This is a genomic window from Vibrio injensis (assembly GCF_001895205.1).
GTDB lineage: Bacteria > Pseudomonadota > Gammaproteobacteria > Enterobacterales > Vibrionaceae > Vibrio > Vibrio injensis.
Genome location: NZ_BDJF01000022.1, coordinates 17688 through 30978 on the forward strand (window position 1 = coordinate 17688; position 13291 = coordinate 30978).

Annotated in this window: 13 protein-coding genes; 2 read left to right on the forward strand and 11 right to left on the reverse strand. The window is 46.3% G+C overall.

The window, feature by feature from the left end; translation table 11 throughout:
• Positions 1-11: 11 nt before the first annotated feature.
• Positions 12-296, reverse strand: coding sequence for an acetolactate synthase 2 small subunit (ilvM, locus tag BSR11_RS09850; RefSeq protein ID WP_072670238.1), 285 nt, complete (start codon positions 294-296; stop codon positions 12-14).
• Positions 296-1942 (reverse strand): acetolactate synthase 2 catalytic subunit, encoded by a 1647-nt coding sequence (gene ilvG / locus BSR11_RS09855; protein ID WP_072670239.1) that lies wholly within the window; start codon positions 1940-1942, stop codon positions 296-298. The genes ilvM and ilvG overlap by 1 nt, the downstream gene beginning before the upstream one ends.
• 503 nt (positions 1943-2445) lie before the next feature.
• Here ilvG and BSR11_RS09860 point away from each other — a divergent pair.
• Complete coding sequence (locus BSR11_RS09860) at positions 2446-3969, forward strand: YifB family Mg chelatase-like AAA ATPase (RefSeq protein ID WP_072670240.1); 1524 nt, start codon at positions 2446-2448, stop codon at positions 3967-3969.
• A 145-nt stretch (positions 3970-4114) separates the two neighbouring features.
• Here the strand turns inward: BSR11_RS09860 and BSR11_RS09865 are convergent, their stop codons facing one another.
• The 4 genes from BSR11_RS09865 to BSR11_RS17155 all read right to left on the reverse strand — a co-directional run bounded on the left by BSR11_RS09865 (position 4115) and on the right by BSR11_RS17155 (position 6502).
• The gene (locus BSR11_RS09865; RefSeq protein ID WP_072670241.1) at positions 4115-4714 is read right to left on the reverse strand and encodes a thiol:disulfide interchange protein DsbA/DsbL; all 600 of its coding nucleotides are present in this window, start codon (positions 4712-4714) and stop codon (positions 4115-4117) included.
• Between the two features lie 33 nt (positions 4715-4747).
• The gene (locus tag BSR11_RS09870; RefSeq protein WP_072670242.1) at positions 4748-5734 is read right to left on the reverse strand and encodes a serine/threonine protein kinase; all 987 of its coding nucleotides are present in this window, start codon (positions 5732-5734) and stop codon (positions 4748-4750) included.
• Between the two features lie 105 nt (positions 5735-5839).
• Positions 5840-6109, reverse strand: coding sequence for a YihD family protein (locus tag BSR11_RS09875; RefSeq protein WP_072670243.1), 270 nt, complete (start codon positions 6107-6109; stop codon positions 5840-5842).
• Between the two features lie 225 nt (positions 6110-6334).
• Positions 6335-6502, reverse strand: coding sequence for a hypothetical protein (locus BSR11_RS17155; protein WP_110168332.1), 168 nt, complete (start codon positions 6500-6502; stop codon positions 6335-6337).
• A gap of 282 nt (positions 6503-6784) precedes the next feature.
• Between BSR11_RS17155 and trhA the strand changes: the two genes are divergently transcribed.
• A complete protein-coding gene (gene trhA / locus BSR11_RS09880; protein ID WP_072670244.1) occupies positions 6785-7429 on the forward strand; it encodes a PAQR family membrane homeostasis protein TrhA in 645 nt (214 codons plus the stop codon).
• A 28-nt stretch (positions 7430-7457) separates the two neighbouring features.
• Here the strand turns inward: trhA and BSR11_RS09885 are convergent, their stop codons facing one another.
• The 5 genes from BSR11_RS09885 to def all read right to left on the reverse strand — a co-directional run bounded on the left by BSR11_RS09885 (position 7458) and on the right by def (position 13198).
• Positions 7458-8903: a TrkH family potassium uptake protein gene (locus BSR11_RS09885; RefSeq protein ID WP_072670245.1), complete on the reverse strand. Its 1446-nt coding sequence runs from the start codon at positions 8901-8903 to the stop codon at positions 7458-7460.
• A gap of 18 nt (positions 8904-8921) precedes the next feature.
• Positions 8922-10298 carry a Trk system potassium transporter TrkA gene (trkA, locus tag BSR11_RS09890; RefSeq protein ID WP_004397573.1) on the reverse strand — a complete coding sequence of 459 codons (1377 nt, stop codon included), beginning with the start codon at positions 10296-10298 and terminating at the stop codon, positions 8922-8924.
• 86 nt (positions 10299-10384) lie between these two features.
• Positions 10385-11665 carry a 16S rRNA (cytosine(967)-C(5))-methyltransferase RsmB gene (gene rsmB, locus BSR11_RS09895; RefSeq protein WP_072670246.1) on the reverse strand — a complete coding sequence of 427 codons (1281 nt, stop codon included), beginning with the start codon at positions 11663-11665 and terminating at the stop codon, positions 10385-10387.
• A gap of 56 nt (positions 11666-11721) precedes the next feature.
• On the reverse strand, positions 11722-12669 hold the full coding sequence (fmt, locus tag BSR11_RS09900; protein ID WP_072670247.1) for a methionyl-tRNA formyltransferase: 948 nt from the start codon (positions 12667-12669) through the stop codon (positions 11722-11724).
• 16 nt (positions 12670-12685) lie between these two features.
• Positions 12686-13198 (reverse strand): peptide deformylase, encoded by a 513-nt coding sequence (def, locus tag BSR11_RS09905; RefSeq protein ID WP_208604781.1) that lies wholly within the window; start codon positions 13196-13198, stop codon positions 12686-12688.
• Positions 13199-13291: the final 93 nt, after the last annotated feature.

The window sequence follows — 13291 nt, forward strand, 5'->3', positions numbered from 1 at the left end:
GCTTGCCTTCCTTATGCACAAATCTTTTGTTGTAAATTGTTGTTGGGGAGTTCATCGAGATTTAAAGGGGTAACGTCGACACTACGAATATCCCATAATTTTTCAATTTGGTTAACCAAGGTACTGATCGGCCGATCGCTATCGACAATGATTTCAACACTGGCGACTTGACTAATATGGTTTTGTGTTGCCGCCACTTGTCTGATAATGAAGCCGCGATGACGCACCACCCGCAGAACGCGCTCTAGTAACACCGGTTTATCATCGGCCTTGATGTCTAATAAATATCTTTCCATTAGGTGTTCTCCAACATATCACTATTTGAGGCGCCAGGCGGTACTAAAGGCCAAACATTTTCTTCTTCATCGATCAAAACATGCAATAGATAAGCGGTTTTACTGGCCAGCATCTCTTGCAATGCCGGCTCCACTTGCTCTTTTTTAGTGATGGTCTTACCCGGGATACCGAAGGCTTGGGCCAGCATCACGAAGTCTGGGTTGTCATCCAAAATCGTTTCACTATGACGACCATCAAAAAACAGCGATTGCCATTGGCGAACCATGCCTAAGCGCTGGTTATCAAGTAACACCATTTTTACTGGGATCTGACGCCGCTTAAGTGTGCCTAGCTCCTGAACATTCATCATAAAAGAGCCATCGCCTGAGATTAGGATTGATTGGTCTTCTGGACGAGCAACCGCGGCACCCATGGCAGCAGGTAAACCAAAGCCCATGGTGCCAAGACCCGCAGAGGTAATAAAGTTTTCTGGCGCTCGGGGCTGAATATGCTGCGCGGCCCACATTTGGTGCTGACCAACATCGGTGGAAACCATCGCACTGTCGGGCATCATATCGGAGAGTTGTTTAAGTAGCAGTGGCGCAAAAATCAGCTCTCCGGGATGATCGTAACGCCAAGTGAAATCACGGCGTAAGTTCTCACTGTAATCGGCCCATGAGGAAATATCATGGTTTAACTCCAGTTGTGGAAGAATGCGATTAATATCGCCACGCAAAGCGGCGTTGGCTCGGCGTAATTTATTAAATTCAGCGGCATCAATATCGATATGAATCACTTTCGCATGCGGTGCAAAAGTATCCAGCTTGCCAGTGACTCGGTCATCAAAACGCGCGCCCACCACAATCAATAAATCACTCTCTTGCACCACTAAATTAGCGGCTTTGGTACCATGCATACCCAACATACCCAGATAATGCGGGTCATGCCGTTCTATCGTACCGAGCCCTTTTAAGGTACTCACTGAAGGCATGGGATTTAAACGCAAGAACTCGCGCACCGTAGCAGTCGCTTTCGCCAATTGCACACCACCACCCACATACAACACTGGACGCTGACTGGCAGACAATAGCTGCTGCGCCGTGTGCAATTGCTCAGGGCAAGCTTCAGGCATCGCTGGTGGTGTAAATACAGGCAAGGTAAAACTTGGCGCTTGGGCTAACTGAACATCTTTCGCGATATCAACGATAACCGGCCCCGGACGACCGGTTTTTGCCACCTCAAACGCTTCCGCCAATGTCGCCGCCAATTCACCAATATCGGTCACCAGATAACTGTGTTTGGTACAAGAAAGCGACATCCCTATCACATCCATCTCTTGGAAAGCATCCGTACCAATGTGCGAGCTCGCCACTTGGCCAGTAATCGCCACTAGAGGCACCGAGTCAAGAAAAGCATCCGCAAGGCCGGTGACTAAATTGGTCGCTCCAGGTCCCGAGGTTGCCATACAGACCGCCACGCTTTGGGTTGAGCGAGCCATACCAATGGCCGCCATCGCCGCTCCTTGTTCATGGCGACAAAGGATATGTTCCACCCCACCATCATAGAGTGCATCATAAATAGGCATGATGGCACCACCAGGGTAACCAAAAACGGTTTTGATGCCCTGCTGCTGTAAGGCGGCAACGACAAGTTGTGCTCCCGTCATTGTGCCCCTCCTGAAACGCGCATTGCGCCATTAACGTTGTTGTGTTTGCACTTCATGTGCCGCTCCCATTCTTCCTGTCCATATCTGATTGGATAATCACCCAGCAGACTGCACTATGTCGTTAAATAGTTGAAAAAAAACCCCCGAACTTTTCAGTGCGGGGGTCTTTTTAAATTTGTGTGTTATTTTGCGCCCACAAGCCCCCGCGCCGTCATAATAATGACCACGATCAGCAGGTTAATTAGTGCGTTAATGCGAGCGTTAAAATTCATAATAATCGTTCTATATGTTGCCGTACTGAGTACGTAATTGTTTGCAGTTCTAGTGGTAACACACATATCTGTTACATGACAAGCAAAAACTGATTATTTTTTCACATTCTCTTAAGCTTATTTGTGCGGCTTCTATCGAAATATCACCATTTTTATCCTCAGCATGCTGATTATTCAAACGTTTTTCAGGCACATTGCCACTAGAAATCAACCTAACGATAAAGAGAAAAAATGGGCCTTGCGATTATTCATAGCCGAGCCAGCATTGGCGTCCAAGCACCAGAAGTTACGGTGGAAGTACACATCAGTAACGGCATGCCAGGCTTCACCTTAGTCGGTCTACCCGAAACCACGGTCAAAGAATCCAAAGACCGAGTGCGCAGTGCGATCATTAACTCACGCTTCGAGTTTCCCGCTAAACGAATCACGGTTAACTTGGCACCTGCCGATCTCCCCAAAGAGGGAGGACGGTTTGATTTACCCATTGCACTAGGGATTTTAGCGGCTTCAGAACAAATTCCTCACACTCATTTAGCCGCTTATGAGTTTATTGGTGAGCTGGCATTGTCAGGAGAAATACGGCGCGTGAAGGGGGTTTTGCCCGCAGCATTGGCAGCGAATCATGCTCAACGCAGTTTGGTGGTACCACAAGATAACGGTGATCAAGCGGCGTTAGTCGGTGAAAGCAACCATAAATCAGCACAAACCCTGTTAGAAGTTTGCGCGGATTTATGTGGTCAAAAAAACTTAACGCTCTTTCAAAGCGAACCGATTGTACAACCACCCGATCACTCTCGAGATCTACAAGATATTATTGGCCAACAACAAGGTAAACGAGCACTGGAAATTGCCGCAGCAGGTAATCATAACCTACTGTTTTTAGGGCCTCCCGGTACAGGCAAAACCATGCTTGCTTCGCGGCTGTGTGATTTACTACCAGAAATGAATGAAGAGGAAGCGATGGAAACCGCGTCGGTTGCCTCACTGACTCAACAAGAAATCAATCAATACAACTGGAAACGTCGTCCTTTTCGGTCACCACACCACTCAAGCTCGATGGCGGCCTTGGTGGGCGGCGGTACGATTCCACGGCCAGGAGAAATCTCCTTAGCCCATAACGGCCTATTATTTCTCGACGAGATGCCGGAATTTGAACGAAAAGTGCTTGATTCACTCCGCGAACCCCTTGAATCAGGAGAGATCATTATTTCACGCGCCCAAGGTAAGACTCGCTTTCCGGCCCGCTTTCAACTGGTGGGCGCACTCAATCCCAGTCCTACCGGCTACTATGAAGGCAATCAAGCAAGGGTTAACCCGCAAGTGATCCTGCGCTATTTAAGTCGACTTTCTGGCCCTTTGCTAGACCGATTTGATATGTCGATTGAAATTCCCGCGCTACCAAAAGGGACGCTATCTCAAGGCGGTGATCGAGGAGAAACAACAGAAGTCGTACGGCAACGAGTACAGATAGCGCGCGAGCGGATGCTGGCACGCAGCGGCAAGGTTAACGGGCTGCTACAAAGTCGTGAGATTGATATTTTTTGCCCATTAGCTCGTTCGGATGCAGAGTTCTTAGAAGCCGCATTGCATCGCTTAGGCTTATCCGTCCGCGCTTATCACCGGATCATTAAAGTGGCACGGACTATCGCAGATTTAGAGGGCGTAGCCGATATTCAGCGATCACATCTGGCGGAAGCGCTCGGTTACCGTGCAATGGATAGGCTGCTCAAACAATTGGTTGCGCAGGCCGTTTAACCATCACTCAATAATCGGAAAATATGGCTAAATGACACCGTGGAGTTGTGTATAAAAAATCATGCATTGCTCTACTCAGCAATGCATGATTCGGTTGACCAACGACAATGTGAGATGCCTGAAAAACTATTGCGTTAATAAATAATTACTGTGTTAACAAATAGTTGACTAGCTCAAAATACTCATCAACGGTTTTGATACCCTGAGCTTGCACTAGGTAACGGTTGTTCACCACCACAGCAGGTACACCAGTTAAACCGCTATCTTGGAACTGTTTATCAAAACGACGTACCATAGAATCGACCGCAAAACCATTAAACGCCGCATCAAATTTTGCGCCATCGATCCCTTCATCGGTGAATATTTGACGCAACTCTTGATCGTTTTTCGGTGCTTTACGTTGGTTATGGATACGATTAAACATCACTGGCAACATTTGCTCTTCAACATTTAAAGCCAACATCGTCGCGTACGCTTTACTCATCGACTTACCCATATTACCGCCCATAAAAGATACATGATTCTTTTGTAGACGCACTTCTGCAGGTAATTGTTCTTTAAGCTGTTGAATAATAGGTTCAAACGAGTAGCAGTGTGGGCAGTAAAACGAAAAATATTCACTGACACTAGGCTGGCTAGCCTTGGGTAAATCAAGCACTTTGTAGTGCACTCCCTCTTTAAACTGAGCAGCGTGAACTGAAAGGCTTAACATTAGGGTTGCAACCAGTGCAAACAGCTTTTTCATGATTAAACTCCATTATTCCTTTGATGAGGCAAGTTACCAATTTGGCATCAGTGATAGAGACGGTTCTTCTAAGGCAGATAACTGCTCTTTAAACGCAAGCACTTGACCTTCCCAATATTTTGGATCATTGAACCATGGGAAAGCGAGTGGAAACGCTGGATCATGCCAGCGTTTAGCCAACCAAGCCATATAATGCACCATGCGTAGACCACGCAATGGCTCAATAAGTTTCAATTGCTGTGGATTAAAATCACAAAACTCTTGATAACCTTCCAATAAAATATCCAGTTGAACGAGCTTCTCTTGGCGGTCGCCACTGAGCAACATCCATAAATCTTGCACCGCAGGCCCATTACGCGCATCATCTAAATCAACAAACATTGGCCCATCTCGCCATAAAATATTGCCGGGATGACAGTCACCATGCAAGCGAATAGCGCTCTGCGTTGGTTGCCAATACTGTTCAATGCGCTCTATTAACAAATTGAGATCATTAAAAAAAGTATTTTGTAAATGTGATGGAATAAACGACGCTTGCTCTAAGATCCGTTTCGGTTGATATAAATACTCATCTAATCCTAAGTTTGGGCGATGAATAAAGGTTTTACTCTCCCCTATTTTATGAATTCGCCCTAAAAAACGCCCCACCCACTCTAATTGCTGCGGATTATCTACTTCAAACTGACGTCCACCCATGCTAGTAAACAGTGCAAAGTAGTAACCTTGATAGCGATGTAAACTACTGCCATTGATCACTAAAGGGGGCGCTAATGGGATTTCTGCCGCAGCGAGTTCTAAAGCGAAATCGTGCTCTTCTTGGATTTGTTGTTCTGTCCAACGTTGGGGCCGATAGAACTTAACGACAAAGCGTCGGTTCTCTTCATCGGTAAATTGATAGACTCGGTTTTCATAACTATTAAGGGCTAAAAAGCCTGATTCGGCACGAATACCGATACTTTCTAGCGCATACCAAATTAAATCCGGTGTCAGAGCATCAAAATGGAAAGTTGCTTGCGTCATTGCATAAAAGGGATCATTACTGGGCCCTTTGCCATAGTGAAAACGTATTGGTCGGCTTATACCAAGGAAAACTCAAGGTAGCCATTGCTAATTATTCATTTATTTTTATTCTGGCAAAATCCCACGCGCACGTAAGATCGCTGTTTTAAAATCATCTTCGTAGTCTTTTTTAAGGCCAGGGATCACTTCATCTTTACTGCTATTGCGCATTTTTAAATGATAAATCAGTACATCATCGGTTAACTCACTCAGATCGCCTTGATAACCAGCCTCTTGAGCTAATAGTTCAATAAACTGAACCAAATTTAGTTCAGACTGCTTGTGCCATTCTGGCTCTAATAAAGCTAATAATTCTTCAACACGATGGCATTTCATGCTCGTCTCCACATGGTTGTGATGGTTTTTCACTAAAGTAGCAAATTGCTTTCGAGCAAACAATCAGCAAGGGAAGCGTAAGCGAGTTAAGTAGAGAGATAAAGCGCCATCAACGCAAAATCAATCAGCCATAGTCCTATCTATGGAGATAGCCAGAGTGGAAAAACTCGAAAGTCGGGAGCAAAAGACAAAAAAAAGCGCAGAAAATAAGCTGCGCTTTTTAACTTAAGCGGCCTGAACCACTTTTGTTTCATTCGATGCGATAAACGCACGTTGTTCGACAAGAGTCGGTGCAGACGCGATTTTTTTTGCAACCAATGCAGTAGTAAAACCACTACGACGGCGCATTGCACTACGGTTAGTGTGCGAAAACCTGACAGCTGTTGGGCGCATTAACTTACCTAACGGTCAGGCATATCCATTGCCAATGGTATAGCCTAAATAATTATGAGTTAATTTTTATCCAATCATGGCTAAAAAGTGGCTCATTCTGGCAGTGCCAATCCAAATAACTATTTAGGAATGACGATATGTTTGCATATCAATGATAGATTAGCACCAACTCAACCATTGATCGATAGTTAACCAACATTTTTGCTAACAAAAAATCAACTTACACGTGTAAGCTTAATGTGCGATACTCAAAAAACAAATACACTCATCGGTAAAAAGAGCATGGCCACACACACTTATCCTTATAAAGAAGAGATCGCCAACACCATCAGTCACGCGATTGGCCTATTGATGGGGATTATTGGTTTGATTTTGCTGATCAATAAAGCTCTCGCTTATGAGGCTGATCCACTCACTATTACCAGTATGGCGCTGTATGGCAGTAGCATGATAGTGCTGTTTCTTGCTTCCACTTTATACCATGCGGTTTCTGATCAAAAAATCAAACAAGGCTTGAAAGTATTTGACCACTGCGCGATTTATCTGTTGATCGCTGGCAGCTATACGCCTTTTTTATTGGTCAGCTTACGTACGCCTTTAGCGATAGGCTTAATGGTGATCATTTGGTCGATTGCTGTGGTAGGAATCATCATGAAGGTCGCGTTTATGCAGCGCTTTAAACGCTTTTCATTGTTTAGTTATTTAAGTATGGGCTGGTTATCGTTGATCGTGATTTATCAACTAACCGCTAATTTACCTTTCGGGGGCTTATTGCTATTGGCATTAGGCGGGTTGATTTATTCATTGGGCGTTATTTTTTATGTTGCTAAGCGCATCCCTTATCATCATGCGATTTGGCATGTGTTTGTTTTGGTCGGCTGCGCTTGCCACTTTTTAGCGATTTATTTTTATGTGCCAGCATCATAAAGACACAGCGAAGGATAGGCTCAACCCTCTACCGTCGCCAAAAAGCCGGAAAAAATAGCACTAAAATCGTCAATATTTCCAATCGCCCCATCAGCATACCAATACTGAGCAGCCACTTCGCCGCATCGGGTAACGGGGCAAAATTGCCACTTGGGCCAATCACATTGCCCATGCCTGGACCCACATTCGCGACGGCCGTGATCGCTCCAGAAATACTGGTTACGGCATCCAACCCCATCGCCGATAAAGCACCAGCAAGCAAGATAATGGTAATGAAAAATGCCAAACCAAAAGCGACGACGGAACGCACAATATCTTCGTTAACTGGTCGCTGATTATAGCGCTGCACAAACACACCCGACGGATGAACCAGTTTCAACATTTGTTTATTGAGCAAAGCAAAACCGATTTGAAAACGAAAGACTTTGATCCCACCGGAGGTGGATCCGGAGCATGCCCCTGACACCATCAAAAAAGCAAACAACGTTGCAGGCAAGGCCCCCCATGCGGTGAAGTCATCCAGTCCAAATCCTGTGGTAGTCACCACCGAGACAATATTGAACATCGCCACACGCAGTGCATCTAATAACGAGTAACCATTATGTATCGTTAACCACAACGCAATCACCAAACTGGTAATGATGAATAATAAGAAAAAACCGCGAACTTGAGCGTCTTGAATGATGGTTTGTAGGCTGCGTTTACGCAGGGCGGCAATAAATAATAGGAAAGGCAGCCCACCCAAAAACATAAACACAATCGCTACCCAGTGAGCACCATGAGAGAAATGGTTCATTGAGCCATCAGAGGTTGAATAACCTCCGGTGGATAAGGTGGTGAACGCATGGTTAACCGCATCAAACCATCCCATGCCCGTCAATAAGTAACCGAGGATACACAGGCCAGTTAATACTAAGTAAACCCCGACAATATTTTTCGCTACCGTTTTAGCGCGCGGGCTACTTTTATCAGACCAATCGGATGATTCAGTCTGGAACAGACGCATCCCACCAACGTTCAACATCGGCAACACCGCCACCGCCATAACGATAAAACCGACACCACCTAACCATTGTAAAATCGATCGCCAGAGTAGGATGCTCGGAGCCATAGAATCCAAGCCACAGAGCACAGTAGAGCCTGTGGTGGTCAAACCGGACATGGTTTCAAAATACGCATCGGTAAAACTGATGTGGTTGATGAACACAAACGGTAATGCCGCAAAGGCACTGGCAATCGTCCAAACCAAGCTGGTGATCAAAAACATATCCCGGACATTAAGACGAAATATGGCTGTGCGACCCACACTCAAGCAAACAAATGCCACAAGATGGGTGATCACTAACGCTTGCGCAAAATCGATAAACCCTTCAGTGCCAGTAAAAAAGGCCACCAATGTCGGGACATACATAAATAGCGCTAGCTTTGACAGCACCAGCCCTACCACGAATAAAATCGGGCGTATATTCAACATAACGCCAATTACCTATAACTATAAGAAGAAAGGGCTTGGCTGGAATAAGCTTTCCACGTCAGGCACGTATTTTTTATCGACTAAGAACATGACGACGTGATCATCTTGCTCAATTACGGTGCGATCATGAGCGATCAGCACCTCTTCACCACGGACAATCGCTCCAATGGTCGTTCCCGGTGGCAAGCGTATTTCACCCACCGTGCGTCCAACCACTTTAGAGGTGGTTTCATCACCGTGAGCAATGGCTTCAATCGCTTCCGCGGCACCGCGTCGTAAAGATGAAACGTTAACAATGTCGGCACGACGCACATGGGTCAATAACGCCGAGATGGTCGCTTGTTGAGGCGAGATCGCCACATCAATCACGCCTCCTTGTACTAAATCAACGTAAGCGCCACGCTGAATCAACACCATGACTTTTTTCGCGCCCATGCGTTTTGCTAGCATGGCGGACATAATATTGGTTTCATCTTCGTTAGTCAGAGCAATAAATACATCCACTTGATCGATGTTTTCTTCCGACAGTAGCTCTTGGTCCGCCGCATCGCCACAAAATACAATGGTATTTTCCAGCTCTTCAGACAACTGCTCCGCCCGTTGATAATTACGCTCGATAAGTTTCACGCTATAGGTATGCTCTAAACGTTTGGCTAAGCTCGCGCCGATATTACCGCCGCCAACGATCATGATCCGTCGATAAGGCTTTTCTAACCGTTGTAGCTCACTCATGACGGCACGAATGTGATTGCTTGCCGCGACGAAAAAGACCTCATCGTCAGCTTCAATGATCGTCGTACCTTGCGGTCGAATCGGTCTACCTTGTCGAAAAATCGCCGCCACGCGCGTATCGATATGCGGCATATGCTCACGTAATGCCGATAATGCATTGCCCACTAGCGGGCCGCCATAATAGGCTTTTACCGCTACTAGGCTAACTTTTTCCTCGGCAAAACTCACCACCTGCAATGCCCCCGGATACTGCACCAAACGCTCAATATAGCTGGTTACCAGCTCTTCTGGAGCAATCAAATGGTCAACGGGCACCGCGCCCGATTGAAACAGTGCCTCTTTCTCCAACAAGTACTCAGGTGAACGAATGCGCGCCACTCGATTTGGGGTATTAAACAAAGTGAACGCCACTTGGCAAGCGGCCATATTGGTTTCATCAGTATTGGTCACGGCCACTAACATGTCAGCATCTTGTGCACCCGCTTCACGTAGCACACTCGGATGACTAGCATGACCATTGATGACTCGTAGATCGTATTTATCTTGTAACTCACGCAGCCGTTCAGGATTACGATCAACAACGGTAATATCATTATTTTCACCGACCAAGTTTTCTGCTAGCGTGCCACCGACCTGCCCAGCACCAAGAATGATGATTTTCATACCTTACTCTCTTGTCTTCACGTAATCCAACGGATGTACCTTGCGCTCTGATTACCTTGAGCCTTCACTAAAAAAGTCTTCTGTGATCAGGCTTGTTTGCGTAAAACGGCGTAGTAGAAGCCATCCATATCTTGCTCACCCGGCAAAATTTGTCTCCCCGGCTGATCGGGATCAGAGTCGATCAGCTGTGCCTTAGACGTGCGCGCCAAAAAGGCTTTGATTTGCTGGCTGTTTTCTTGCGGAGTAATCGAGCACGTTGCGTAGACTAAAGTGCCACCGACTTTGAGTTGCTTCCACATCGCATCGAGAATTTCACTCTGTAGCTCAACCAAAGCCTCAATATCACTGGCGCGACGGAGCCATTTTATATCAGGATGACGACGAATCACTCCCGTGGCTGAACATGGCGCATCCAGCAAAATACGATCAAACTGCTCACCTTGCCACCACTCTTCGGGGTAACGCGCATCGCCGCAAATCACATCTGCGCGCAGTTGTAGACGCTCTAAATTATCGTAGACTCGCTCCAAACGTGTCGCATCGCTGTCAATCGCCACCACTTCAGTATCTTGAGTATGCTCTAAAATATGCGCGGTTTTACCACCAGGTGCCGCGCAGCAATCTAAAATCAGCTCACCATCTTGCGGTTGTAAGTAATCCACCGCCAACTGAGCAGCGGCATCTTGCACTGATACCCAGCCACGATCAAAACCGGGCAATAGCGTCACATCACAAGGAGTTGCCAATTTAATCGCGTCTGCCGCCTGTGGATGTACGCTATATGCGATCTGCTCATTATCAAGCAGCGCAAGGTATGCTTCACGACTATGATGCTGGCGATTAACCCGTAGCCACATCGGGGCTTTACTGTTGTTGGCTTCAATGATCGCTTGCCATTGTTGAGGATAAGCCTCTTGCAGTAGTTTCAATAACCAACTTGGATGGGCATATAATCCTGCATTATGACTAACCGAAAAAGCATCAAGGGCTTCTTGATCGCGCAAGTAGCTACGCAATACGGCATTAATCAGACCGCTTAAACTTGGGCCCCGCAAAGTTTTGGTGCCTTCTACCGTTTCCGCCACCGCGGCATGGGAAGGAATACGCATAAAGCTCAACTGATACAAACCGACTAAGATCAGATGATGAAAGACGCGTTTTTTACCTTTTAATGGATTATTCATTAACTGGCCGGCTATCGACTCTAAACGAGGCAAATAACGTAATGCTCCGTAGCAAATCTCTTGTAATAAAGCATGATCGCGGGGACGGATGGTTTTTTGCGCCGCAGGCAAAGCGTGTGACAGAGAGTGGCCTTTATCTACCACTTGGAATAAAACATTGGCCGCAGCTGCGCGAACATTCATGAGTAATACCACATTAAAAAGAAAATCAATTAGAGCATCTCTGCCCTCGTAAAGGTTTAGCTAAGTTGGGTACCCACCGTAAACCAACTGGCACGAGCATTAAGAATATCTTGTACTGGCATGGCTTTTTTACCTGGCACTTGGATCTGCTCTAGTACTAACACACCACGGCCTGTCGCCACATAAATACCCGATTTATCTGCTTGAATAATAGTACCGGGCGCATGAGTAGACTCGCGCTCATCGACACGGCTTTGCCACACTTTAATCGTGTTATCAGCGACATCAAAATGGCTGATTGGCCAAGGGTTAAAGGCTCGCACGCAGCGCTCAATGAACGTTGCCTCTTGGGTCCAATCGATTTTCGCTTCTTCTTTACTCAGTTTTTGGGCGTAATTTGCCAAAGCATCGTCTTGCTTTTCTGGACTAAGTTGACCTAAAGCTAACTTATCAAGGCAAGCAACCAAAGCCTGTGGGCCAAGCTCAGCCAATTTGTCATACATTGAGGCACTGGTGTCACTGGCTGCTATTGGCAAGCGAACGATACTCAGCATATCACCGGTATCAAGACCAACGTCCATCTGCATGATGGTCACGCCCGTTTCACTGTCACCGGCCCAAATCGAGCGCTGAATTGGCGCTGCACCACGCCAGCGAGGTAAAATTGAGCCATGGACATTAATACAACCCCATTTAGGGATATCGAGCACAGCTTTCGGTAATAACAAACCGTAAGCCACCACCACCATCACATCGGCATTAAGATCGGCTAAGGTTTGTTTGGCTTCATCACTTTTGAAATTCTCAGGCTGATAGACAGGAATGGAGTGCTCAAGCGCCATCTGTTTAACTGGGCTGGCAGTGAGTTTTTTACCGCGCCCGGCTGGTCGATCGGGCTGAGTATACACCGCGATAACCTCATGCTCCGAAGACAACAACGCCGCCAAGTGACGGGCGGCGAAGTCCGGAGTTCCTGCAAACACAATACGTAATGATTGGTTCACGCTGACCTCTCTTGTATTAAGCGCGTTTCTCGTTGAAACGCTTAATCTTTTCTAACTTCTCTTTGATACGCTTACGCTTTAATGGCGATAGGTAATCGACAAATAGCTTACCTTCTAAGTGATCCAACTCATGCTGAACACAGATAGCCAATAGATCATCAGCCTCAAAGGTATATTCTTCGCCATCGCGATTAAGCGCTTTTACGGTCACTTCAGCGGCACGAGGCACTAAAGCTCGCGAACCCGGTACCGATAAACAACCTTCTTCGATACCATCTTCACCGCGCTTTTCAATAATTTGCGGGTTAATCAACACCATAGGTTGATCTCGGCTATCCGAGACATCAATCACTACGATACGTTGATGAATATCGACTTGAGTCGCTGCAAGCCCGATGCCCTCTTCGTCGTACATGGTTTCTAACATGTCATCAACGATTTTTTGGATCTCAGGCGTGACCTTTTCAACCGGCTTGGCAACGGTGCGAAGACGATCATCAGGGAATGTTAATACTTGTAATACAGACATATACACTCGAAAAATTGAACTGTGCCGAAACAGCTTAATGCTGGTTGGGTCAATTCTAGACATTTTATGACCTAAATGACAGCATCCTGCCAT